The organism is Tabrizicola thermarum (genome assembly GCF_003574395.1).
GTDB classification, from domain to species: Bacteria; Pseudomonadota; Alphaproteobacteria; order Rhodobacterales; family Rhodobacteraceae; genus Tabrizicola; species Tabrizicola thermarum.
This window is the reverse complement of the sequence record NZ_QMJY01000081.1, coordinates 136,863-160,145: the sequence shown is the minus strand read 5'-3', so window position 1 is coordinate 160,145 and position 23,283 is coordinate 136,863. Positions and strand designations below refer to the sequence as shown.

General features: G+C 65.3%; 23 protein-coding genes. 15 read left to right on the top strand and 8 right to left on the bottom strand.

Features of this window, described 5'->3' with window-relative positions:
- Positions 1 to 129: 129 nt before the first annotated feature.
- The 6 genes from D5084_RS15215 to secB all read left to right on the top strand — a co-directional run bounded on the left by D5084_RS15215 (position 130) and on the right by secB (position 5,782).
- Entirely contained in the window at positions 130 to 936 is an 807-nt protein-coding gene (locus D5084_RS15215; protein WP_238382671.1) for a TIM barrel protein, read from the top strand.
- A gap of 162 nt (positions 937 to 1,098) precedes the next feature.
- A complete protein-coding gene (locus D5084_RS15210) occupies positions 1,099 to 2,040 on the top strand; it encodes a substrate-binding domain-containing protein (RefSeq protein ID WP_128516353.1) in 942 nt (313 codons plus the stop codon).
- 112 nt (positions 2,041 to 2,152) lie between these two features.
- The gene (locus tag D5084_RS15205; protein ID WP_128516352.1) at positions 2,153 to 3,265 is read left to right on the top strand and encodes an ABC transporter permease; all 1,113 of its coding nucleotides are present in this window, start codon (positions 2,153 to 2,155) and stop codon (positions 3,263 to 3,265) included.
- A gap of 4 nt (positions 3,266 to 3,269) precedes the next feature.
- Complete coding sequence (locus tag D5084_RS15200; RefSeq protein WP_128516351.1) at positions 3,270 to 4,037, top strand: ATP-binding cassette domain-containing protein; 768 nt, start codon at positions 3,270 to 3,272, stop codon at positions 4,035 to 4,037.
- 39 nt (positions 4,038 to 4,076) lie between these two features.
- The gene (gene iolG / locus D5084_RS15195) at positions 4,077 to 5,078 is read left to right on the top strand and encodes an inositol 2-dehydrogenase (protein ID WP_128516350.1); all 1,002 of its coding nucleotides are present in this window, start codon (positions 4,077 to 4,079) and stop codon (positions 5,076 to 5,078) included.
- A 185-nt stretch (positions 5,079 to 5,263) separates the two neighbouring features.
- Complete coding sequence (gene secB, locus D5084_RS15190; protein ID WP_128516349.1) at positions 5,264 to 5,782, top strand: protein-export chaperone SecB; 519 nt, start codon at positions 5,264 to 5,266, stop codon at positions 5,780 to 5,782.
- A 91-nt stretch (positions 5,783 to 5,873) separates the two neighbouring features.
- Here the strand turns inward: secB and dnaQ are convergent, their stop codons facing one another.
- Genes dnaQ through D5084_RS15170 form a run of 4 tightly spaced genes read right to left on the bottom strand, consistent with a single transcriptional unit; the run spans position 5,874 to position 8,620 of the window.
- Complete coding sequence (gene dnaQ, locus D5084_RS15185) at positions 5,874 to 6,611, bottom strand: DNA polymerase III subunit epsilon (protein WP_128516348.1); 738 nt, start codon at positions 6,609 to 6,611, stop codon at positions 5,874 to 5,876.
- Positions 6,604 to 7,200: a dephospho-CoA kinase gene (gene coaE, locus D5084_RS15180; protein WP_128516347.1), complete on the bottom strand. Its 597-nt coding sequence runs from the start codon at positions 7,198 to 7,200 to the stop codon at positions 6,604 to 6,606. The genes dnaQ and coaE overlap by 8 nt, the downstream gene beginning before the upstream one ends.
- On the bottom strand, positions 7,197 to 8,036 hold the full coding sequence (locus D5084_RS15175) for a shikimate dehydrogenase (protein WP_128516346.1): 840 nt from the start codon (positions 8,034 to 8,036) through the stop codon (positions 7,197 to 7,199). Before D5084_RS15175 ends, coaE begins: the two co-directional genes overlap by 4 nt.
- Positions 8,033 to 8,620 (bottom strand): Maf family protein, encoded by a 588-nt coding sequence (locus D5084_RS15170; protein WP_128516345.1) that lies wholly within the window; start codon positions 8,618 to 8,620, stop codon positions 8,033 to 8,035. The genes D5084_RS15175 and D5084_RS15170 overlap by 4 nt, the downstream gene beginning before the upstream one ends.
- A gap of 412 nt (positions 8,621 to 9,032) precedes the next feature.
- Between D5084_RS15170 and D5084_RS15165 the strand changes: the two genes are divergently transcribed.
- The 7 genes from D5084_RS15165 (at position 9,033) to D5084_RS15135 (ending at position 16,377) form a co-directional block, all read left to right on the top strand.
- Positions 9,033 to 9,494 (top strand): CopD family protein, encoded by a 462-nt coding sequence (locus D5084_RS15165; protein WP_128516344.1) that lies wholly within the window; start codon positions 9,033 to 9,035, stop codon positions 9,492 to 9,494.
- Between the two features lie 119 nt (positions 9,495 to 9,613).
- Positions 9,614 to 10,885, top strand: coding sequence for a transcription termination factor Rho (rho, locus tag D5084_RS15160; RefSeq protein WP_128516343.1), 1,272 nt, complete (start codon positions 9,614 to 9,616; stop codon positions 10,883 to 10,885).
- Positions 10,886 to 10,897: 12 nt separating this feature from the next.
- Complete coding sequence (gene mnmE, locus D5084_RS15155; protein WP_128516342.1) at positions 10,898 to 12,184, top strand: tRNA uridine-5-carboxymethylaminomethyl(34) synthesis GTPase MnmE; 1,287 nt, start codon at positions 10,898 to 10,900, stop codon at positions 12,182 to 12,184.
- 9 nt (positions 12,185 to 12,193) lie between these two features.
- Positions 12,194 to 14,059, top strand: coding sequence for a tRNA uridine-5-carboxymethylaminomethyl(34) synthesis enzyme MnmG (mnmG, locus tag D5084_RS15150; protein WP_128516341.1), 1,866 nt, complete (start codon positions 12,194 to 12,196; stop codon positions 14,057 to 14,059).
- Positions 14,060 to 14,061: 2 nt separating this feature from the next.
- Entirely contained in the window at positions 14,062 to 14,682 is a 621-nt protein-coding gene (gene rsmG / locus D5084_RS15145; protein ID WP_354001227.1) for a 16S rRNA (guanine(527)-N(7))-methyltransferase RsmG, read from the top strand.
- A complete protein-coding gene (locus tag D5084_RS15140) occupies positions 14,669 to 15,478 on the top strand; it encodes a ParA family protein (protein WP_128516339.1) in 810 nt (269 codons plus the stop codon). Before rsmG ends, D5084_RS15140 begins: the two co-directional genes overlap by 14 nt.
- Positions 15,479 to 15,480: 2 nt before the next feature.
- A complete protein-coding gene (locus D5084_RS15135; protein ID WP_128516338.1) occupies positions 15,481 to 16,377 on the top strand; it encodes a ParB/RepB/Spo0J family partition protein in 897 nt (298 codons plus the stop codon).
- On the opposite strand, the gene hemW is transcribed toward D5084_RS15135, so the two are convergent.
- From hemW to rph, 3 genes are read right to left on the bottom strand one after another with little or no spacing between them, the layout of a single operon-like run.
- Positions 16,378 to 17,550, bottom strand: coding sequence for a radical SAM family heme chaperone HemW (gene hemW / locus D5084_RS15130; protein WP_128516337.1), 1,173 nt, complete (start codon positions 17,548 to 17,550; stop codon positions 16,378 to 16,380).
- Positions 17,550 to 18,155, bottom strand: coding sequence for an RdgB/HAM1 family non-canonical purine NTP pyrophosphatase (gene rdgB, locus D5084_RS15125; protein WP_128516336.1), 606 nt, complete (start codon positions 18,153 to 18,155; stop codon positions 17,550 to 17,552). The genes hemW and rdgB overlap by 1 nt, the downstream gene beginning before the upstream one ends.
- Before the next feature lies 1 nt (position 18,156).
- Positions 18,157 to 18,873: a ribonuclease PH gene (gene rph / locus D5084_RS15120; RefSeq protein WP_128516335.1), complete on the bottom strand. Its 717-nt coding sequence runs from the start codon at positions 18,871 to 18,873 to the stop codon at positions 18,157 to 18,159.
- A gap of 67 nt (positions 18,874 to 18,940) precedes the next feature.
- Between rph and hrcA the strand changes: the two genes are divergently transcribed.
- Together hrcA and D5084_RS15110 are read left to right on the top strand one after the other, a co-directional pair.
- Positions 18,941 to 20,011 carry a heat-inducible transcriptional repressor HrcA gene (gene hrcA / locus D5084_RS15115; RefSeq protein ID WP_128516334.1) on the top strand — a complete coding sequence of 357 codons (1,071 nt, stop codon included), beginning with the start codon at positions 18,941 to 18,943 and terminating at the stop codon, positions 20,009 to 20,011.
- 13 nt (positions 20,012 to 20,024) lie between these two features.
- Positions 20,025 to 20,555 (top strand): nucleotide exchange factor GrpE, encoded by a 531-nt coding sequence (locus tag D5084_RS15110; protein WP_128516333.1) that lies wholly within the window; start codon positions 20,025 to 20,027, stop codon positions 20,553 to 20,555.
- Between the two features lie 25 nt (positions 20,556 to 20,580).
- Here the strand turns inward: D5084_RS15110 and mutS are convergent, their stop codons facing one another.
- A complete protein-coding gene (mutS, locus tag D5084_RS15105) occupies positions 20,581 to 23,196 on the bottom strand; it encodes a DNA mismatch repair protein MutS (RefSeq protein ID WP_128516332.1) in 2,616 nt (871 codons plus the stop codon).
- Between the last annotated feature and the right edge of the window lie 87 nt (positions 23,197 to 23,283).

The window sequence follows — 23,283 nt, the reverse complement described above, 5'->3', positions numbered from 1 at the left end:
GAAAAGCAATCATCGCCCTGACCGTGATTTCGTCAGGGGTGATGTGTTCGCCGCAAGGCGGATTGACGCCCCGTCATGCGGTCGTGGATCGTTGGCCCCGCCGCAGAGGACGGCTCGGGGGGGTCGGCAATGCCAGATTTTGCGCTGAACCACATGACGGTGGCCCGTCTTTCGTTTCATGATCTCGTCGCGCTTGCCGCGCAGCTTGGCTGCATCGGGATCGAGCTGCGCAACGACCTGTCGCAGCCCTTGTTCGACGGGCTGGACCCGGCCAGGGCAGGCGCGCGTATCCGCGAGAACGGCCTGCGCCTGCTGGCTGTCGCGGAAGTGAAGCGCTTCAACGACTGGTCCGCCGACAAGGAGGCCGAGGCGCTCGCCCTGATGCGGATTGCCAACGCGGCCGGGGCAGAGGCGATCAGCCTCATCCCCCGCAACGACAACCAGGGCATGGGCAATGGCGAACGCCAGGCCGCCTTGCGCGTCGCACTGAAGGCGCTGAAGCCGATGCTGGAGGATCACGGTCTGATCGGCTTGGTCGAGCCTTTGGGCTTCGAGACCTGCGCGCTGCGCTACAAGGCAGAGGCGGTCGAGGCGATCGAGGCGGTCGGCGGCAAGGGCCGGTTCAGACTGGTTCACGACACGTTTCACCATGCGCTTGCCCACGGCGGACCGTTCTTCCCGGACCACACCGGCATCGTCCATGTCTCGGGCGTGGTCGATCAAACGCTGGGCCTGTCGGACATGCGCGACCCGCACCGTGTGCTGGTGACGCCGGGCGACCGTCTTGGCAACGTCGAGCAGATCGCCGCGTTGCAGGCCGCAGGATGGGACGGGCCGGTGAGTTTCGAGGCCTTTTCGCCCGCAGTACACGCCCTTTCCGACCCGGCAGGCGCGCTGCGGGCCAGCATGAATCATCTGGCGCACATTCCCGCCTGATTAGTTTTGCAACCGGTTGCAAGAATCAGTCGTTGCTGAAAGGATGATGGCGCAGCCCGTGAGTCACGGGCTGACGAGATATCCGCGACACGCGGGAGGCGCGCTGCGGAAATGAAGTGATCCGCTGTAACGGACAGCGGGCAACAAAGGGAGGAGAGACCCATGAAAAAGACCATTATCGCCGCAGGCTTTGCCGCGCTTCTTGGCACCACGGCAATGGCCGACGGGATCGGCGTGTCGATGGCCCGGTTCGACGACAACTTCCTGACCGTCCTGCGCAACGGCATCCAGGCGCAGGCCGACGCCGCAGGCCTGTCGGTCCAGATCGAGGACGCCCAGGACGATGTCGCCAAACAGCTGGACCAGATCAACAACTTCATCGCCAGCGGAGTCGATGCGATCATCGTGAACCCGGTCGACACCTCGGCCACCCAGGCGATGTCGGACGCCGCCGCAGCCGCCGGCGTGCCGCTGGTCTATGTGAACCGCCAGCCGATCAACGTTGACACCCTGCCCGACAACCAGGCCTTCGTCGCCTCGAACGAAAGCGACAGTTCGCGTCAAGGCTTCATCGAACAGTGCAACCAGTGGAAGGCCGCCGGAAAGGACGAGGTCAACGTCTATGTCCTGCAAGGCCAGCTGTCGAACCAGGCCGCCGTGCAGCGTACCCAGAACTACTATGACGTGATGAACGAGGGGCTCTGCGCGGTGAAGGTCAACGTGATCGACCAGCAGACCGCCAACTGGTCGCGGGACGAGGCGCAGAATCTCATGACCAACTGGCTGTCGACCGGCGCCGCCTTCGACGGCGTGCTGGCCAACAACGACGAGATGGCGCTGGGTGCGCTCCAGGCGATCAAGGCGGCAGGCATTCCGATGGACCAGGTCATCGTCTCGGGGGTCGACGCAACCCAGGACGCGCTGGCCTCGATGCAGGCCGGTGAACTTGACATCACCGTGTTCCAGAACGCGGCGGCCCAGGGCGGCGGCGCGCTGGATGCAGCGGTCAAGCTGGCGAAGGGCGAGGCGGTGGACCAGAAGGTCTACATCCCGTTCGAACTGGTGACCCCCGCCAACATGGCCGAGTACATGGCGAAGAACTAGGCCCCTTCCGGGCATCTCAGGGGCGGCCGGTCACGGTCGCCCCGTTTATTGCTGGCGCGGGCAAGGTATCCTCGGTCTGCCTTGCCGAAGCCTTGGGGGAAGGGAGGACGACGTGGCAGAGGCAACGCATGGGCTTGGCGGCCTGAAATACGATCCGGCGAAACGGTCGCGGGCGCCAGAATGGAACGTGTTCGGCGCGCTGGTCCTGATCATCCTGATCTTCGAGATCCTGAACCGCATGCAGGGCGGAAGCTTCCTGTTCAACATGCGCGACAACGTGGACGCGATCTTCAACCAGCAGCGGCTCGACATCATGATCCTTCAGGTCGCGATCATCGGGATCATCGCCCTGGGGGTGACGCAGGTCATCATCATCGGCGGCATCGACCTGTCGTCAGGGTCGGTAGTGGGCGCGACAGCGATGGTCGTGATGAGCTTTGCCCAGACCGCGATGGTCAACGGCAACCCGAATCCGAAGGCGATCTTCGGGGACTGGGCAATGGATCTGCCGGTGATCGTGCCGATTGCGATCGGCCTTGCCTGCGGACTTTTTGCAGGACTCATCAACGGCTTGCTGATTGCCTACACCAGGATCCCTCCGTTCATCGCAACCCTTGGTGTCATGGTCAGCGCCCGTGGCGCCGCGCGCTGGTGGTCGAACGGCCAGCCTGTCAGCTTTCCGACTGCCGAATACGGACAACTCGCCAACGGCGATCTTCTCGGCGGCATGACCTTCGGCCTGCTGCACTGGCCCGGGCAAAACCCCGCCGTGGTATTCGTCCTTCTGGCGATCCTGTTCCACGTCATCATGACCTACACCCTCTACGGCAAGCGCTGCTATGCCATCGGCTCGAACGAGGCAGCGGCGCGGATGTCGGGGATCAACGTCGACCGGCACAAGGTGCTGGTCTATGTCATCGCGGGCCTGCTTTCGGCGGTTGCAGCGGTGCTTCTCACCTCGAAGAACCTGACCGCCCAGGCCGGGATGGGGGTGATGTACGAACTTGACGCCATCGCGATGGCGGTGATCGGGGGCGTCTCGCTGGCCGGGGGTCGCGGGTCGATCCTTGGCACGGTGCTGGGTGCCGCGATCTTCTCCGTCATCATCTCGGGCTTCACGTCGATCAAGCTGGACGCCTACTACCAGGAGATGGTCAAGGGCGCGATCATCGTGGGCGCGGTGGTGCTGGATCAGTGGCGTCAACGCAAGCGCAGCCGGGGGTAGGTCGATGTCGAAGATCATTCTTGAAACCCGCGGCCTGACCAAGCACTACGGCGGCGTGCATGCGCTGGAAGATGCGAACTTCATTCTGCATGAGGGCGAGCATGTCGCCGTGGTGGGCGACAATGGGGCGGGGAAGTCCACCTTCGTCCGTCAGGTGACGGCGGTGGAGCAGCGCACCTCCGGCGAGATCATCTTCGACGGCCAGCCGGTGCACTTCGCGGGCCCGCTCGAGGCACGGCAGGCCGGGATCGAGACGGTGTTCCAGACGCTGGCGCTGGCTGATGATCTGGACGTCCCGTCCAACCTGTTCCTCGGGCGCGAGCTGTTCAAGTTCCGTCTCGGGCCGTTTTCCTGGCTGGATCGCAAGACGATGCGGGACCGGACGCTTGAGGCGCTGAAGACGACGGCGGTGAAGATTCCGAACGTGGACAACCCGATCCGCAACATGAGCGGGGGCCAGCGCCAGTGCGTGTCCATCGCGCGGACGGCGGCCTTTGCGTCAAAGCTGGTCATCATGGACGAACCGACGGCCGCCTTGGGGGTGCAGGAGACGGCGCAGGTCGAGAACATCATCCGCGGGCTGAAGGACCGGGGCATTCCGATGATCCTGATTTCCCACAACCTCCGGCAGGTGTTCGATCTGGTGGACCGGATCGTGGTTTTTCGCCGGGGCCGCATCGTCGCCTCCTTGCGGAAGGACGAGACCGACGGCAATGACATCGTCAGCTACATCACCGGCGTGAAGGGCGGTTCGGACGCCGCCTACGCCTGACAGTGGAAAGCCGGGGTCGGCCCGGGACAAGGAGAGAAAATGACGATCAGGTTCGGGCTTCTGGGTGCGGGGCGCATCGGGAAGGTTCATGCGAAGGCGGTGACGGGGAACCCGGGCGCGCGGTTGGTGGCGGTGTCGGATGCGATGCCTGCGGCGGCGCGGGCGATTGCGGATCAGTATGGCTGCGAGGTGCGGACCATCGACGCGATTGCGGCGGCCGGGGACATCGACGCTGTGGTGATCTGCACGCCGACCGATACCCATGCCGACCTGATCGAGCAGTTCGTGAAGGCCGGGAAGGCGGTGTTCTGTGAAAAGCCCATCGACTTGTCCCTGGCCCGGGTCAAGCAGTGCCTGGAGGTCGTCCGCGCCCACAACGGCACGCTGATGGTTGGCTTCAACCGCCGCTTCGACCCGCATTTCCGGGCGGTGCGGGGCGAGATCGACAAGGGGACCATCGGAGCGGTGGAGATGGTGGTCATCACCAGCCGCGACCCGGGCGCGCCTCCGGTCGATTACATCCGGCGGTCGGGCGGGATCTTCCGGGACATGACGATCCATGACTTCGACATGGCGCGGTTTCTGTTGGGCGAGGAGGTGACCGAGGTCTCGGCCATGGCTTCGGTGCTGGTCGATCCCGAGATCGGCAAGGCGGGGGACAGCGACTCGGTCCAGGTGATGCTGAAGACGGCCACGGGGAAGATGGCGGTGATCTCGAACAGCCGCCGGGCGACCTATGGCTACGACCAGCGGATCGAGGTGCATGGGTCCGGCGGGATGGTGGCGGCCGAGAACCAGCGGCCCGTCAGCATCGAGGTGGCCACCGGGGCGGGCTATACCCGGCCGCCGCTGCATGACTTCTTCATGACCCGCTATACCGAGGCCTACGCGGCCGAGATCGCGGCCTTCATCGATGCGATGGGCGGCAAGGCCAAGGCGCAGCCTTCGGGGGAGGACGGGCTGGCGGCGCTCGCCCTCGCCGAGGCGGCCTTGAAGTCGGTCGCCGAGGGGCGGGTAGTGAAGATGAGCGAGATCCTCTGAGGGTGCGCCGCGCGTGGTCACTTTTTTCGAGTGAATGAAATCAGGCACTTGGCCGTGGGCATTCACGAATCGTTAGGAATTGGCCGGCCCTTCGGGCTGGCCTTTTCGGTTCCTCAGAACGGCGGCATTGAGAGCGGCCCCCCGGTCTGATAGAAGGCCGCAAATCCGTTTGGGAGAACCGGAACATGGCAGACGAAACCCCGGCAGGGAATGGCGCGGCGGCGGCCCCTGCGCAGATCAGGATGCAGGTGCTTGCACAGTATGTCCGCGATCTTTCCTTCGAGAACGTGGTGGTGCAGAAGGGCCTGAGCGCCGGCGAGGTCCAGCCGGACATCCAGGTCGCGGTCAGCCTGGACGCCCGCAAGCGCCCGGCGCCGAACCAGTACGAGGTGGTGACCAAGTACAAGGTCACCTCGAAGAACAAGGTCAACGGCGATGTGCTGTTCCTGCTGGAAGTCGAATACGGCAGCACCTTCCACATCGAGGGCGTGGCCGAAGAGCAGCTGCACCCCTTCCTGCTGATCGAATGCCCGCGCCTGATGTTCCCCTTTGTCCGCCGGATCATCTCGGACGTGACGCGCGACGGAGGCTTCCCGCCGCTGAACGTCGATACGGTGGACTTCATGGCGCTGTACCGGCAGGAACTGGCCCGGCGCGCGCAGGCGCAGGCGGCATCGGCGGCGCCGACCGAGCAGGTCAACTGAGAGACCCCGCCCCGGCCTTGTGCCGGGGCCTCGGGCAACGGGGGAGGTCCCGGGTCAGGCCCGGGACGGGGTTTCCCGTTGTAACGTCGCCCTAGACGGTCTTCTTCCAGATGGCGGCATCGCCGAGCTTGCCGAGAAATGCGGCATGCGCGGCGGCCTCGTCTTCGGTGATCCGGGGGGGCAGCGGTTCGGGGCGCGGGCGCGGGCGCCAGGTGATCGCCTCGCCGCTGGCATTGCGCGCCGAGGCCGGGGCGGCGGCGGCAAGCACCAGATCCGGCTGGCGGCCGCCGATCAGCTCCAGATAGACTTCGGCCAGGATTTCGCTGTCCAAGAGCGCCCCGTGCTTTTCGCGCATCGAATTGTCGATGCCGAACCGGCGGCAGAGCGCGTCGAGCGAGGCGGGGGAGCCGGGGAATTTCGTCCGGGCGAGCATCAGCGTGTCGGTCGCACGCGAGAACGGCAGGCCCGGCAGGCCCGCGCGTTCGAGTTCGAAGTTCAGGAATTTCATGTCGAAGGCGGCATTGTGGATCACCAGCTGCGCGTCGCCGACGAAATCGAGGAAGGCCCGGCCGATGCGCGCGAAGACCGGCTTGTCGCGCAGGGTCACGCCCCCCGGGACGGGCTGGCCGGGGGGGTCAAGGATGTCATGGCCGATGCCGTGCACCTCGAAAGCCTCTTTCGGCATGGGGCGTTCGGGGTTGATGTACTGGTGGTACGTGCGGCCCGTGGGCAGGTGATTGAAAAGCTCGACCGCGCCGATTTCGACGATGCGGTGGCCTTCGGCGGGCTCGAAACCCGTGGTTTCGGTGTCGAGGACGATTTCACGCATCAAGGGTCCGCCGGATGTCTGCCAGCACATCTTTCACCGCCTGCCGGGCGGCTGCAAGACTGGTCGTGGGGATGATGTAGTCCGCCCGCGCGCGCTTTTCGGCATCGGGCAGCTGGCGGGCGAGGATGGTCTGGAACTCGGCCTCTGTCATCGCGCCGCGGTCGAGGACGCGCTGGCGCTGGATCTCGGCAGGGGCGGAAACCACGGCCACGGCATCGCAGGCGGCGTCCAGGCCGGTTTCGTACAGAAGGGGAACGTCGAGAAGCACGATGTCGTCTGCTTCATGGGCTTTCAGGAAGGCCGCCCGGTCGGCAGCGACCAACGGGTGAACGGCGGCGTTCAGCCGGTCGAGAACGGTGCTGTCGGTCTGGATCAGCGCGCGAAGTCTGGCGCGGTTGACGCTGCCGTCGGCGTCTATGGCTTCGGCGAAAAGCGTTTTCACCGCGCGCGCGGCGGGCTGGCCGGGCTGATACAGGCGATGCACGGCGGCATCGGCGTCCCAGACGGGAAGGCCCTCGTCCGCGAACATCCGGGCGGTGGTGGATTTGCCCATGCCGATGGAGCCGGTGAGACCGAGGATGAAGCTCATGCCGAAAGGACGGCCTTGCGGGTGGCCTCGTCCACCTCGGGCCGGATGCCGAACCAGCGTTCGAAACCGGGCGCGGCCTGGTGAAGCAGCATGCCGAGGCCATCGACAATGATGCCGCCACGCTCTTCCGCCTCGATCAGGAACTGGGTCTTGAGCGGGGTATAGACAAGGTCGTTGCAGACCGCGCCGGGGTTCAGGCGGTGCATCGGCACGTTGAACTCGGCCTTGCCGGTCATGCCGAGCGCGGTGGTGTTGATGACGGTCACGGCGTCGTCGAGGAGGTTCGGGGCCTGCACCCATTCATGGACGTGGATCTTGGCGCCGAAGTCGTGCCGGATCGCGTCGGCCCGGGCGCGGGTGCGGTTGGCAAGACGGATTTCCGGCACGCCGACCTCGATCAGGGCCGCGACGACGGCGCGGGCGGCCCCCCCGGCGCCAAGCACCACGGCGGGGCCGGAGGCGGGTTTCCAGTCCGGGGCCTGCTGGCGCAGGTTGGCGATGAAGCCGGAGCCGTCGGTGTTGTCGGCGTGGATCTTGCCGTCCTTGCGGAAGATCAGCGTGTTGGCGGCGCCGATCAGCGCAGCGCGGTCGGTGACGACATCGGCGATCTGGAGGATGGCCTCTTTGTGCGGGATGGTGACGTTGCAACCGACGAAGCCCAGGTCCGGCAGGGTGCGGAGGAGGCGGGGCAGGTCGACGGGCGCGATGTCGATGGGGATGTAGTGGCCCTTGATGCCGTAGCGTTTCAGCCAGTAGCCATGCAGCGCGGGGCTGCGGCTGTGGGCGATCGGATGGCCGATGACGGCGGCAAGCGGGATGCGGGGGTGGTCGGTCATGCGGGGATGATGCCCTTTGTGCCCGCCCAAGCCAACAGCGGTAACAGCGGCAGGCCGAGAATGGTGAAGTGGTCGCCCTGGATGGCCGAGAACAGGCGGACGCCTTCCTCTTCGATCCGGTAGCAGCCGACCGAGTGGCGGATGCTGTCCCAGTTCCGGGCAAGGTAGTCCTCGAGATAGGCGTCCGAGAAATCGCGCATGGTCAGGCGGGCTTCGCCGACGTGACGCCAGACGGGTCGGGCCGCCTGGTAGACGACGGCGGCGGACAGGAGCTTGTGGGTCTTGCCCCGAAGGGCGCGGAGCTGGGCGCGGGCGTCGTCGGGGGTTGCGGGCTTGGCGAAGGTCTGACGGTCGAGCGCGAGGACCTGGTCGCAGCCGAGGACAAGGTCGGTGGGGTGCTTCTCGGCGACCTTGCGGGCCTTCATCTCGGCCAGGGTGTCGGCGATGTCGCGGGGGGAGGCACCCTCGGCCACAAGAGCGTCGCGGATCGTCGTCTCATCGACGCGGGGGGCGACGGGGGTGGGGTCGAGGCCCGCGGCGCGGAGCATGGCGAGGCGGGTGGGAGAGGTGGAGGCGAGGATCATGGGGGGTGTGGATATCCGCAGTTTGTTCCTGGGGTCATGGCGGGGGCGAAAGCCGGGTCGCAGGGGGGGCTGTGGGCAAGTGACGCAGTCCGGGGTGCCCGGGCCAGAGATATCCCGCTGTGCACGGCATTGTCACGAGGGACGGGAGAAAACCTGATGCACGGGTTCTTCCCCGCACATCCTGTGGATGAAATCCTCAGTAGTTTCAGAGCAAGAATTTGATTTAATTGAATATTTCCTGATCTTTGCTCCCGGGCCGATCGTTTTCCCGAACTTGTCCCCAGGGTCGCCCTTGTGGATGCTTCTGGGGGCGACCGCGGAAATCCCGTCATCAACAGGCTCTACATCATCCACATTCCTTCTTTCATTCTTTCTTTATAGAAGGAAGAACAGCGGCCCTCTGGTGGACAAGATGCTTGAGACGATCACGGATTTTCTGGCCGACTGGTATCTGGTGACGAAGTCGCTGCATGTGGTGTCGGTGATCTCGTGGATGGCGGGGATCTTCTATCTGCCCCGGCTGTTCGTCTATCATGTGGAGCAGGTGCAGGCGGGGTCTGCCACGGACGCGATGTTCCAGACGATGGAGCGGCGGTTGCTGCGCGGGATCATGAACCCGGCCATGGTGGCGACCTGGGTCTTCGGACTGGCGCTGGTCTTCACGCCCGGCGTGGTGGACTGGTCCTTCGCCTGGCCCTGGGCGAAGGCGGCAGCGGTGCTGGGGATGACCTGGTTCCACCACTGGCTGGGCCTGCGCCGGAAAGAGTTCATCGCGGGCACCAACACTCGCTCGGGCCGGACCTACCGGATGATGAACGAGGTGCCGACCGTGCTGATGCTGGTCATCGTCTTTTCGGTGATCCTCCGCTACTGATTGACTTTCGGTCCCTGCGGCATTAGGTGCGGCATTGCAGGGCCGTCCGGCCCAAGGCATCTCCCGTTGCACATCTGCCGAGACCCCCCTCACGGGCGTGGTCCGCCCGAAGGTATTCCATGAACGTTGACCGCTTGAACCTTGCCGAACTGAAGGCCAAGACCCCCGCTGACCTCTTGGCCATGGCCGAGGAGTGGGAGATCGAGAACGCGCCCAGCATGCGCAAGGGCGAGATGATGTTCTCGCTGCTGAAAGAGCACGCCGAGGAAGGCTGGGAAATCGGCGGCGACGGCGTGCTGGAGGTTTTGCAGGACGGGTTCGGGTTCCTGCGGTCGCCGGAAGCCAACTATCTGCCCGGTCCGGATGACATCTACGTCTCGCCCGAGATGATCCGCCAGTTTTCGCTGCGCACCGGCGACACCATCGAAGGCGTCATCAAGGCGCCGCAGGACAACGAGCGTTATTTCAGCCTGACCAAGGCCACGAAGATCAACTTCGACGATCCCGAAAAGGCGAAGCACAAGGTCCATTTCGACAACCTGACGCCCTTGTATCCCGACGAGCGGCTGAAGATGGAAATCGACGATCCGACGATCAAGGACCGGTCCGCCCGGATCATCGACCTGATCGCTCCGATCGGGAAGGGCCAGCGCGCGCTGATCGTGGCGCCGCCGCGCACGGGTAAAACCGTTCTGTTGCAGAACATCGCCCATTCTATCGCGACCAACCACCCGGAGTGCTATCTGATCGTCCTGCTGATAGACGAACGCCCCGAAGAGGTGACCGACATGCAGCGCACGGTGAAGGGCGAGGTCGTGGCCTCGACCTTCGACGAACCGGCGACGCGGCACGTTGCGGTGGCCGAGATGGTGATCGAGAAGGCCAAGCGCCTGGTCGAACACAAGCGCGATGTGGTGATCCTGCTGGACTCGATCACCCGCCTGGGCCGCGCCTTCAACACGGTGGTGCCAAGCTCGGGCAAGGTGCTGACCGGCGGTGTGGATGCCAACGCCCTGCAACGACCGAAGCGGTTCTTCGGCGCGGCGCGGAACATCGAGGAGGGCGGGTCGCTGACCATCATCGCGACCGCGCTGATCGACACCGGCAGCCGGATGGACGAGGTCATCTTCGAGGAATTCAAGGGCACGGGCAACAGCGAGATCGTGCTGGACCGCAAGGTCGCCGACAAGCGCGTGTTCCCGGCGATGGACATCCTGAAATCCGGCACCCGGAAAGAGGACCTGCTGGTTGACAAGATGGACCTGCAGAAGACCTATGTCCTGCGCCGCATCCTGAACCCAATGGGCACCACCGATGCCATCGAGTTCCTGATCTCCAAGCTGAAGCAGACCAAGACCAACGCCGAGTTCTTCGAATCGATGAACACGTAAAGGCGCGCGGCGATGGACACGATCTATGCCCTCGCCACGGCGCGGGGTCGGTCGGGCCTCGCCGTGGTTCGGATCTCGGGACCGGCGGCGTTTGCGGCCGGTTCCGCGCTGTGCGGGGCGCTGCCGGTTGCGCGGAGGGCGGGGCTGCGGCGGCTGATGTGGGATGGAGAGCTTCTGGACGAGGCGCTTGTGCTGTCCTTTGCCGAAGGCGCAAGCTTTACTGGCGAGGCGGTGGTGGAGCTGCATTGTCACGGCGGCCCGGCGGTCGTGGGGGCGGTGCTTCGCGCGCTGTCGGAACAGCCGGGTTTGCGGCTGGCCGAACCGGGCGAGTTCACCCGGCGGGCGCTGGAGAATGGCGTCCTGGACCTGGCGCAGGTCGAGGGGCTGGCCGACCTGATCGACGCCGAGACGGAAGCGCAGCGGCGGCAGGCGGTGCGGGTGCTGTCGGGGTCGGTCGGTCAGAAGGTCGAGGGCTGGCGGCGCGATCTGATCCGGGCGGGGGCGCTGCTGGAGGCGACCATCGATTTCGCCGATGAGGACGTGCCGGTGGATGTCTCGCCGGAAGTGCTGGCGCTGATCGACGGGCTGATGGCGGACCTCGGGCGCGAGGCGGCGGGGGTGGCCGCGGCAGAGCGCATCCGCGACGGGTTCGAGGTGGCGATCGTGGGCGCGCCGAATGCAGGGAAGTCCACGCTGCTGAACCAACTGGCGGGGCGGGAGGCGGCGATAACGTCGGAGATCGCAGGGACGACGCGGGATGTGATCGAAGTGCGGATGGAGATCGCCGGGCTGCCGGTGACGTTCCTGGATACGGCGGGCCTGCGGGATACCGCCGATCCTCTGGAGCAGGCGGGGATCGAGCGTGCCCTGGCGCGTGCCAGGGCGGCGGATTTGCGCCTGTTCCTGACGGACGGATCACCCTTGCCAGGGCTGGACCCAGAAGGCGATGATCTTGTGGTTTTAGGTAAGTCTGACACAAGATCAGGTGTTAATGGCTTGGCTGTCTCGGGAAAGACTGGGGCGGGTGTGCCGGAACTTCTGGCCCGGATCGGTGAAATCCTTGGTGAGCGGGTGGGTTCGGCCGGCGCCCTGGTGCGCGAACGGCATCGCGTGGCGGTCACAACTGCGATTGCTGCTCTGGCCGAGTCACGAGCGGAAGTGGTAAGACCTGACTCGCGCGTCGAGCTGGCGGCAGAGCATCTGCGGCAGGCCGTCCGGGCACTGGATGCCCTGGTCGGCCGAGTGGATGTGGACGACCTTCTGGGCGAGATTTTCGCCAGCTTCTGCATCGGTAAGTGAGGGTTTCACGTGAAACACTACGACGTCATCGTGATCGGCGGCGGCCATGCGGGCGCCGAGGCGGCAGCGGCAGCGGCCCGGATGGGCGTAGCGACGGCCTTGGTGACGTTGCGGATCGAGACCTTGGGCGCGATGTCCTGCAACCCGGCGATCGGAGGCCTGGGGAAGGGTCACCTCGTGCGTGAGATCGATGCGCTGGACGGGCTGATGGGCCGGATGGCGGACCGGGCGGGAATCCAGTTCCGCTTGCTGAACCGGCGCAAGGGCCCGGCAGTGCAGGGCCCGCGCGCGCAGATCGACCGGCGTCTCTACCGCGAGGCGATGCGGGCCGAGCTTCTGGCGACGCCGGGGCTGGAGGTCATCGAGGGTGAGGTGGCGCGGCTGCGGCTGTCCGGCGGTGCTGTGGCGGGGGTTGTTCTTGCCTCGGGCGTCGAGTTGTCGTCGGGCCATGTGGTGCTGACGGCAGGGACGTTCCTGAACGGCGTGATTCACATTGGCGACCGTCGGATGGCAGGCGGACGGATGGGTGATTCGCCCTCGAAGGTCCTTGCAGCGCAACTGTCCGAACTTGCGCTGCCCGTGGGGCGGCTGAAGACGGGCACTCCGCCGCGGCTGGACGGGCGGACCATCGACTGGTCGCGACTGGAGAGCCAGCCGGGGGACGAAGTTCCGTCCGTGTTTTCGTTCCTGAACCGCGCCCCCGAGGCCAGGCAGATTTCCTGTGGAATCACCCATACGTCCGAGGCGACTCACCAGATCGTGCGGGATAACCTGAGTCGCTCCGCCATGTATGGGGGCCATATCGAAGGTGTCGGCCCGCGCTATTGCCCGTCGATCGAAGACAAGGTCGTGCGATTCGCAGACAAGACCTCGCATCAGGTCTTTCTGGAGCCGGAGGGACTGGACGATAGCACCGTTTATCCGAACGGACTGTCGACCTCTCTGCCCGAAGATGTGCAACACGCCTACATCCGAACGATTCCCGGCCTGGAACAGGCCACTATCCTGCAACCCGGCTATGCCATCGAATACGATTATTTCGACCCGCGCAGCCTGCATCGGACGCTGGAGACCCGCGCGATCCGCGGTCTGTATTTTGCGGGCCAGATCAATGGAACGACGGGATATGAAGAAGCGGGGGCGCAAGGCATTGTGGCTGGCCTTAATGCAGCAGCAGCATCTAGGGGCTGCGATCCCGTAGAGTTCAGCCGGACCGACAGCTACATCGGCGTGATGATCGACGATCTTACAACAAGGGGGGTGACGGAGCCCTACCGGATGTTCACGTCGCGCGCCGAGTTCCGGCTGACAGTGCGGGCCGACAATGCCGACCGGAGGTTGACGCCCGTGGGCATCGCAGCCGGCTGCGTTTCGGTCGCGCGGCAGCGGGCGTTCGAAGCGAAACTCGACGCGCTGGAATCGGGCCGTGCGGCTTTGCGGGCTGAAATGATCGCGCCAAGAGTGCTGAACGAAATCGGTATCGCAGTCAGCAAGGATGGCGGGCGGCGCTCTGCCTACGACGTGCTGTCCCTTCCGGGTGTGGATCTGAATGTAGTGGAAAATGCGCTGCCGGCCTACCGGATGTTGAGCCGCGAGGTGCTTGAGCAGCTGCAAATCGACGCGACATACGATCAATATTCCGATCGTCAGGCCAAGGAAATCGCCGATCTGCGGCGGCAGGAAACGCAGCGTATCCCTTCGGGCTTTGACTACACGCGGATTTCAGGCCTGTCAAACGAGCTGAAACAGAAGCTTGGTCGAGCGAAGCCCGAATCGATTCTGCAAGCCTCGCGAATCGAAGGGGTTACTCCAGCAGCGCTGCTGCTTCTGCTTGCGCATTTGCGGAAGCCGCTTGCAGATCGGCTTGCAGGATGACAATGACACGCGGTCTTCCCGGGCTGGATGTTTCACGTGAAACATTATCTGCCTTGCAAGCGTACGAATCGCTTGTGCAGCGCTGGAACACAGCAATCAACCTGGTAAGCAAGAGCACGCTCGCGGATTTCTGGGTGCGACACATCGTCGATTCAGCGCAAGTCTTCACGTTCTGCCCCGAAAAAGCTCAGACTTGGGCTGATCTGGGGTCTGGAGCTGGGCTTCCGGGGCTTGTTGTTGCGATCCTCTCGCGAGAATTGAAGCCAAGCTTGAGAGTAACGCTTGTCGAATCCGATCTGCGGAAAGCAACGTTCCTGCGCCAGGCAGCGCAAGCACTGGATCTGTCCGTTACTATTCTGAGCAAACGAATCGAATCAGTTCCAGCTTTGTCTGCGGACGTTGTTTCTGCTCGTGCGCTTGCTCACCTTGCCGACCTTCTCGCGTTTGCTGATCAGCATCTTGCTCTTGATGGCGTTGCGATCTTCCCCAAGGGCGCACGCTATGAGACTGAAGTTGTCGAAGCCCGCAAAGCGTGGTCATTCGACGTCGTCCACCAGCCTAGCCTTTCCGATGCAGAGGCAGCTCTTCTAGTGATCAGGAACATCCGCCGTGCCCAAGACTGACGAGACTTACATCCTTGCGCTGGCTAACCAGAAAGGTGGCGTGGGAAAGACGACAACAGCGATCAATCTGGCAGCTGGCCTCGCAGAGCTGGGGAAGAAAGTTCTTCTCGTCGACACCGATCCGCAGGGGAACTCTTCGACCGGTCTTGGCATCCGCCCGGACGCACGGAAGAAGACGAGCTATGACTTGATTGTCGACGGGGCAGACCTACAGGATGTTGTGATCGAGACCGGAATTCCCGACGTCATGATCATTCCGGCGAACGCGGATCTCGCGTCGGCCGACCTGGACATCGTGTCCAACGAGAAGCGCAGCTACTTGCTGCACGATGCGCTGCGGCGGCCGGAAATGGACGCCTACGGCTTTGACTACATCCTGATCGACTGCCCGCCGGCGCTGAGCCTGCTGACAGTCAACGCTCTTGTCGCAAGCGATTCGGTGCTTGTCCCGCTGCAATGCGAGTTCTTTGCTCTGGAAGGGCTTTCTCAGCTGATGCTGACGATCCGGGACGTGCGGCGATCGGCCAACCCGGACCTGCGGATCGAAGGTATTGTGTTGACCATGCATGATCGGCGCAACAGGTTGACTGCTCAGGTCGAGGCTGATGCCCGGGCGAACATGGGCGACCTGGTGATGAAGACAACAATTCCGCGCAACGTGCGAATCAGCGAAGCGCCGTCCTATGCGCTGCCGGTACTGACTTACGATCCGGCGTCGAAGGGTGCGGAAGCCTATCGCGCGCTGGCGAGGGAAATCGCCGACCGCCGCAAAACCCCGGAAGTTTCAGAGGCTTGAGCATGTCAAAGACGGAGAAGAGGGGCCTTGGCCGTGGGTTGTCCGCCTTGATGGCGGACGTCCATCTGGCGGGTCCGGAGCAGATGGCGGCACCGCGCAAGGCAGAGCTGCACGTCCCGGTGGAAAAGCTGGAGCCGAATCCGCAACAGCCACGGCTGGATTTCCGGCAGGACGAGCTGGAGAGCCTCGCTGATTCGATTCGGCAGAAGGGCGTGATCCAGCCTCTGATCGTGCGGCGGAAGCCGGGGCGGGATGTGTATGAGATCGTCGCGGGCGAGCGGCGCTGGCGGGCGGCGCAGTTGGCTCAGCTGCACGAAGTTCCTGTTGTAGTGCGGGAGCTTAGCGATACGGAAGTGCTGGAAGTCGCGATCATCGAGAACATCCAGCGATCGGATCTGAACGCCATCGAAGAGGCGCTTGGGTTCCGGCAGCTGATGACCCGATTCGGGCACACGCAGGAGAAGCTGGCCGAGGCGCTGAGCAAGAGCCGCAGCCATGTCGCGAATCTGCTGCGGCTGTTGACGCTGCCGGATGATGTGCAGGATCTTGTGCGCGACGGGAAGCTGTCGGCCGGTCATGCCCGGGCGCTGATCGGCAGCCCGAAAGCCAGCGAACTGGCCGCGCAGATCGTGGCCAAGGGCCTGTCGGTGCGCGAGGTCGAGCGTCTGATGAAGGCGCAGGAGACGGCGAAAACACCATCTGCGAAGGCTGCCAGTGGAGCGGAGAAGGACGCGGACACGCGGGCACTGGAGGGGGATCTTTCGGCGAACCTGAAGATGCCGGTGCGGATCGAACATGCGCCGGGCGGAGAGAGCGGGGAGCTGGTGATCCGCTATGGATCGCTGGACGACCTCGACAGGTTGTGCCGAATTCTGTCTCAGCTACCAGATGAAGATTGATCAGCCCGCGCTTTGCCGGTCCGCCAGCAAGGCGCGGAGGATGCCGTTCAGCATCATGACCCCGGTCTCGGTCGTATGAACGCGGTCGCCGTCCTGATGCAGGAAGCCGAGATCGATCATTTCGGCAAGGCCCGCCGCAGACAGGGGCGATCCCCGAAGAGCCTGGAACCGCGAGAGCGATGCCCCCTCTTTCAGCCGCAGGGCGAACATCAGGTATTCGGCGGCGCGGTCCTCGGGCGTGAGGCGTTCGACGCGTTCCGCTGACCCGGGGTGGGCCAGGGTCTGATCCAGCCAGGGGGTCGGCTGACGCTCTGCTTCAGTGGCGAATCGGGCCGAATCGAGGGTGAGTCGGCCATGTGCGCCGGGGCCGATTCCCGCATAATCGCCCATGCGCCAGTAGATCAGGTTGTGGCGTGATTCGTCGCCCGGGCGCGCGTGATTCGACACCTCGTAGGCGGGGAGGCCGGCGGCGCGAGTGATCTCTTGCGTCAGTTCGAACATGTCGGCGGCGAGGTCTTCCTCGGGCAGGCCCTTCAGCAGGTTCTTTGCGTGCATCTGGCCGAAGACAGTGCCGTCCTCGATGGTCAGCTGGTACAGCGACAGGTGCGAGGTGCCGAAGTCCAGCGCGCGGTTCAGTTCGTCGCGCCAGGCGGAGAGGGTCTGGTTCTGGCGGGCGTAGATCAGGTCGATGGAGACGCGGTCGAAGGTGGATTGGGCGATGGCGATGGCCCTGGCGGCCTCGTCCACCGTGTGCATCCGGCCGAGGCGACGCAGATCGTCTGGATCAAGCGATTGAATTCCAAGGGAAACGCGGTTGACGCCGGCCTTGGCGTAGCCGTCGAAGCGGGCGGCTTCGACGCTGCCGGGGTTGGCTTCAAGGGTGATTTCGACATCGTTCGCCAGGGTCCAGGTGGCGCGGATGCGGTCGAGGATGCCCTGGACGGTGGCGGCCTCCATCAAGGAAGGCGTGCCGCCGCCGAAGAAGACGGTGTTCAGGATGCGGCCCTGGGTCAGCGCGCCGATGCGGTCGATTTCCGCCTGAAACGCGTGCAGCCAGCGGGCCTGGTCGATGCGGGCGGCGACATGGCTGTTGAAGTCGCAGTAGGGGCATTTCGACTGGCAGAAGGGCCAGTGTATATACAGGCCGAAGCCCGCGTGGCGCCAGTCCTCCATCAGGGGACCAGAGCCGCGACGAGTTTGCGGAAGGCGTCGGCCCGGTGGGAGAGGCGGTTCTTCTCCCAGCGGTCCATCTCGCCGAAGGTCTGGGTGTAGCCATCGGGCAGGAAGATCGGGTCGAAGCCGTGGCCTTGCTCGCCGCGGCCGGGCCAGACGAGGCGGCCGGGGGATTTGCCTTCGAAGACAAGGTCCCGGCCATCGGGCGCGGCGAGGACGAGAGTGCAGCAGAACTGGGCGGTGCGCGGTTCGGGGGCGTGGATTGCCTCCAGCTCGCGCCAGACGCGCTCCATTCCGATCTTGAAGTCGCGGCCTTTCGCGGTTGTGGCCCAGTCGGCGGTGAAGACGCCGGGGGCCCCGCCAAGGGCATCGACCGCGAGGCCCGAGTCGTCGGCCAGCGCCACAAGGCCCGAGGCTTTCGCGGCAGCATGGGCCTTGAGGCGCGCGTTTCCGACGAAGGTGGTCTCGGTTTCCTCGGGCTCGGGCAGGCCGAGCTCTCCGGCCCCGACGACGGTCACGTCGAAGTCAGAGAGGAGATCGGCGATCTCTTCCAGCTTGCCACGGTTATGCGTGGCGACCAGCAGTCGATCCCCGCGCTTGAGCATCCTAGAGGCCCAAGGCCGCGCGTTGGGCGGTGACGAGGGCGGCGTTGCCCTGGCGGGCGAGGTCGAGGAGGTGCAGAAGCTCGTCCTGGCTGAAAGCGGACCCCTCGGCGGACATCTGCACCTCGATCAGCTTGCCCGCGCCGGTCATGACGAAATTGCCGTCCGTCCCGGCCGCCGAATCTTCGGCATAGTCGAGGTCGAGGACGGGTTGACCGGCATAGACGCCGCAAGAGACCGCCGAAACGTGGTCGAGGATCGGGTCGGAGGTGATGAGGCCGGAGGCCAGCAGCTTGTTCACGGCCAGCCGCAGCGCAACCCAGCCGCCGGTGATCGAGGCGCAGCGGGTGCCGCCATCGGCCTGGATCACATCGCAGTCGATGACGATCTGCCGTTCGCCCAGGGCCTGCCGATCCACGCCCGCCCGCAGGGCTCGTCCGATAAGCCGTTGAATTTCCTGCGTCCGGCCCGATTGCTTGCCCGCCGCCGCCTCTCGCCTCGTGCGCGAGTTTGTCGCGCGCGGCAGCATTCCGTATTCGGCAGTCACCCAGCCCTGCCCGGTATTCTTCAGGAAGGGGGGCGCCTTGTCCTCGATCGTGGCCGAGCAGAGGACGTGGGTTTCGCCCATCCTGATGAGGCAGGAGCCCTCGGCATGTTTCATCACGTTGGTTTCGATTGAAACCGCCCGAAGATCGCTTAGTTTTCTGCCTGACGGGCGCATTGCCGAACCTTTCCTGGGAATGCGGCCACATATGCAACCAAGAGCCACGGATGCAACCCCGATTACCATGACGACGCCGCAACCCATTCTGGCCGACATGAACGACCGCACGCGCGAGGTGTTTCGCCGCGTGGTGGAGGGCTATCTGTCCTCGGGCGAGCCGGTGGGGTCGCGCACGCTGACGCGGAGCATGTCCGAGAAGGTCTCGGCCGCGACGGTGCGCAATGTCATGCAGGATCTGGAGTATCTGGGGTTGCTGGACAGCCCGCATGTCTCGGCCGGGCGGGTGCCGACACAGATGGGCCTGCGGATATTCGTGGACAGCCTGCTGGAGGTGGGCCAGGTCGCGCCGGAGGATCAGGAAAAGATCGACGCGACCCTGGGCATGAACGACCACGACGTGACGACCCTGCTGGACGAGGTGGGCGCGGCGCTGTCGGTGATCACCCGGGGGGCAAGCGTGGTGCTGGCGCCCAAGCGCGAGGCGGCGATCCGGCATATCGAGTTCGTCAGCCTGGCCGCCGACCGGGCGCTGGTGGTGCTGGTCTTTGCCGACGGGCAGGTGGAAAACCGGGTTTTCGTGCCGCCGCCGGGGCAGACGCCGTCCTCGATGCGGGAAGCGGCGAATTTCCTGAATGCGCTGGCCGAGGGGCGGACCCTGTCGGAGCTGCGATCCAGCATGGCCAGCGAAATCGCCCGGCGCCGGCAGGAGATCGATTCGCTGGCGCGGGAATTGGTCGAAAGCGGCATTGCGCTGTGGGAGAACGCGGGCGAGCCGTCGGAGCGGCTGATCGTGCGCGGCCGGTCCAATCTGATCGACAACGTGGCGGATCAGGCTGAAATCGAGCGGATCCGCGTACTGTTCGACGATCTGGAGCGCAAGCGGGATATTGCCGAATTCCTGAACCTGACAGAGGCGGGCGAAGGCGTGCGCATTTTTATTGGGTCCGAGAACAAGCTTTTCTCACTTTCCGGTTCAAGTCTGGTGGTTTCTCCCTATATGAACGCGGATCGGAAGATCATCGGCGCGGTGGGCGTCATCGGTCCGACCCGGCTGAACTATGGCCGGATCGTCCCGATCGTCGATTACACCGCCCAGCTGGTGGGCCGCCTGGTCAGTGACCGCGGCAAGGGCTGAAAAGGACGGACGAATGTCGCAGGAAGAAATCTCTGCCGAGCAGGTGGAGCTGGAAGAGCTTGAAACCCCCGAAGTCGATGAGCTTGAGGCCTTGCGGGCCGAGCGCGACGAGTTGCGCGACAAGTTCATGCGGGCGCTGGCGGATGCCGAGAACAGCCGCAAGCGGGCGGAACGCGACCGGAAAGAGGCCGAGATGTATGGGAGCACGCGGCTCGCGCGGGACCTCTTGCCGGTCTACGACAATCTGAACCGGGCCATCCAGGCGATCCCGGAAGAGTCCCGGGCGGCCTCGGCGGCGCTGATCGAGGGGGTGGAGCTGACCCTGCGCGAGCTGACCAATGTGATGACAAAGCATGGAATCACGATGATCTCGCCCGCCGTGGGCGACCAGTTCGATCCGCAGCTGCATCAGGCGATGTTCGAGGCGCCCTTGCCGGGGACGAAGGCCGGGCAGATCATCCAGGTGGCGACCGAAGGGTTCATGCTGCACGACCGCCTGTTGCGGCCCGCGCAGGTCGGGGTGTCGTCGAACACGGCGGAGTGAACCGTAGGGTGCGCTGTAGCGCACCCTACACCAGGCTTTTGATTTCATAGATCAATTTCAGGGCGTCCATCGGGGTGAGCTCATCCGGGTGGATGTCCTTCAGCCGTTCCTCCACCGCCGAGACCTTCTGCTTCTGCGGCGGGGGAGGCGGGGGCGCGGCGCGGAAGAGGGGGAGGTCGTCGATCAGGGTGGCCTGCTTGCCGCCCTCGCGCTCGCCCTTCTCCAGCGCCTCAAGGACGACCTTCGCGCGTTCGATGACCGATGCGGGAAGGCCTGCAAGCCGCGCGACCTGCACGCCATAGCTGCGGTCGGCGGCGCCTTCGCGGACTTCGTGCAGGAAGATGACCTCGCCTTCCCATTCCTTCACCGTGACGGTGGCGTTCTTCACGCCCGGCAGCTTGCCCGCCAGCGCGGTCATCTCGTGGTAATGCGTGGCGAACAGCGCGCGGCAGCGGTTGACCTCGTGCAGGTGTTCCAGCGTGGCCCAGGCGATGGAGAGGCCGTCGTAGGTGGCGGTGCCGCGGCCGATCTCGTCAAGGATCACCAGCGCGCGGTCGTCGGCCTGGTTCAGGATCGCGGCGGTTTCGACCATTTCCACCATGAAGGTCGAGCGGCCACGGGCGAGGTCGTCGGACGCCCCGACCCGGCTGAACAGCTGGGAGACGAGGCCGATGCGGGCTGAAGCGGCTGGGACGTGGCTGCCGGCCTGGGCGAGAAGGGCGATGAGGGCGTTCTGGCGCAGGAAGGTCGATTTCCCGGCCATGTTGGGGCCGGTCAGCAGCCAGATCGCCGGGGTGCTCTTGTCGGTGAGTTGGCAGTCGTTGGCGACGAAGGGTTGGCCGTCGCGGCGCAAGCTGCGTTCGACAACGGGGTGGCGGCCAGCGCTGATCTGGAAGGCGCGACTGTCGTCGACCTCGGGGCGGCACCAGCCTTCCTCGGCGGAGAGATCGGCGAAGGCTGCGGCAAGGTCGATCTCGGCCAGCGCGCGGGCGGCCCGGGCGATGGGGGCGGAGGCGTCGAGGATTTCGGCCTTGAGGGCGGAATAGTGACGCTTTTCGATGTCCAGGGCGTGGTTGGCGGAGTTCAGGATGCGGGTTTCCAGGTCGGAGAGGGCGAGGGTGGTGAAGCGGACCTGTCCGGCGGTGGTCTGGCGGTGGATGAAGAGCTCCGGCATGGCGCGCATGCGGTCTTCGTGGGTGGTCGTCGTCTCGATGAAATAGCCCAGCACGTTGTTGTGCTTGATCTTGAGGGACTGGATGCCGGTGGCCTCGATGTAGTCGGCCTGCATCCGGGCGATGACGCTGCGGCCTTCGTCGCGCAGTGCGCGGGTTTCGTCCAGTTCGGGGTCGAAGCCGGGCGCGATATAGCCGCCGTCGCGGCTGAGGAGCGGGGGTTCGGCGACGATGGCGCGGGTGAGGAGGTCCACCAGCGCGTCATGGCCGACGAGGGCCTGTGCGGCTTCGGCCAGGAGCGGCGGAGCGTCGGTCAGAAGGGTGGCGATGCGGCCCGCCTGTTCGAGACCCGCGCGGATGGCGGCCATGTCGCGGGGGCCGTCGCGGTCGAGCGCGAGGCGGGAGAGGGCGCGGTCGATGTCGGGGACGCGGCGGAGCGCCTCGCGGAGCTGGTCGCGGAGAGAGGGGGATTCGAGGAGGAAGTCGAGGGCGGCCTGGCGCGCGTGGATCGTGTGGAGGTCGAGCGAGGGGGAGGAGAGGCGGCGTTCGAGGAGGCGGGCGCCGCCGGCCGTGACGGTGCGGTCGATGGCGGAAAGGAGCGAGCCGTCGCGGCCGCCGGAGAGGGCCTGGGTCAGTTCGAGGTTGCGGCGGGTGGCTGCGTCGATCTGCATGGTGCCGCCGAGGGGCTCCTTCACCGGCGGTCGGAGGAGGGGCATCCGCCCGCGCTGGGTGAGGTGGAGGTAGTCGACGAGGGCCCCCATGGCGGAGATCTCGGCCCGGTCGAAGCTGCCGAAGGCGTCGAGGGAGGCGACCTGAAAGAGGTCGCAGAGGCGACGCTCGGCGTTGGTGGAGTCGAAGCTGCCTCGGCTGAGGGGGGTCACGGCGAGGTTGTCGAGGAGGGGCGTGATCTCGCGTTCGCGGGCTTCGGAGAGGAGAAGCTCGCGCGGGGCGATGCGGGCGAGATCGGGGGAGAGGCGGGTGAGGGAGGAGGGCATCACCCGGAATTCACCGGTCGAGATGTCGGCCCAGGCCAGCGCCGCCTGGTCGCGGACCTCCGCATAGGCGGCGAGGAAGTTGTGGCGGCGGGCTTCGAGGAGGGAATCCTCGGTCAACGTGCCGGGGGTGACGAGGCGGACCACGTCGCGTCTGACCACGGCCTTCGAGCCGCGCTTCTTCGCCTCGGCGGGGTCTTCCAGCTGTTCGGCGATGGCGACGCGGAAGCCTTTGCGGATCAGGGTCAGGAGGTAGCCCTCGGCGGAATGGACCGGGACGCCGCACATCGGGATCGGCTCGCCAAGGTGGAGGCCGCGCTTGGTGAGCGCGATGTCGAGGGCGGCGGCGGCGGCCACGGCGTCGTCGAAGAACATCTCGTAGAAGTCGCCCATCCGGTAGAAGAGGAGGGCGCCGGGGTTCTGGGCCTTGATCTCCAGATACTGCGCCATCATCGGCGTGACGGTGTCTTCGGTCACTGCGGTCCCCCTTTGGTGAGCGGAGAGTATCGGCTGGGGGGCCGTCGGGAAAGGGGGGTGTCCGCGCGCGGCGGGTTTTGGGGGTGT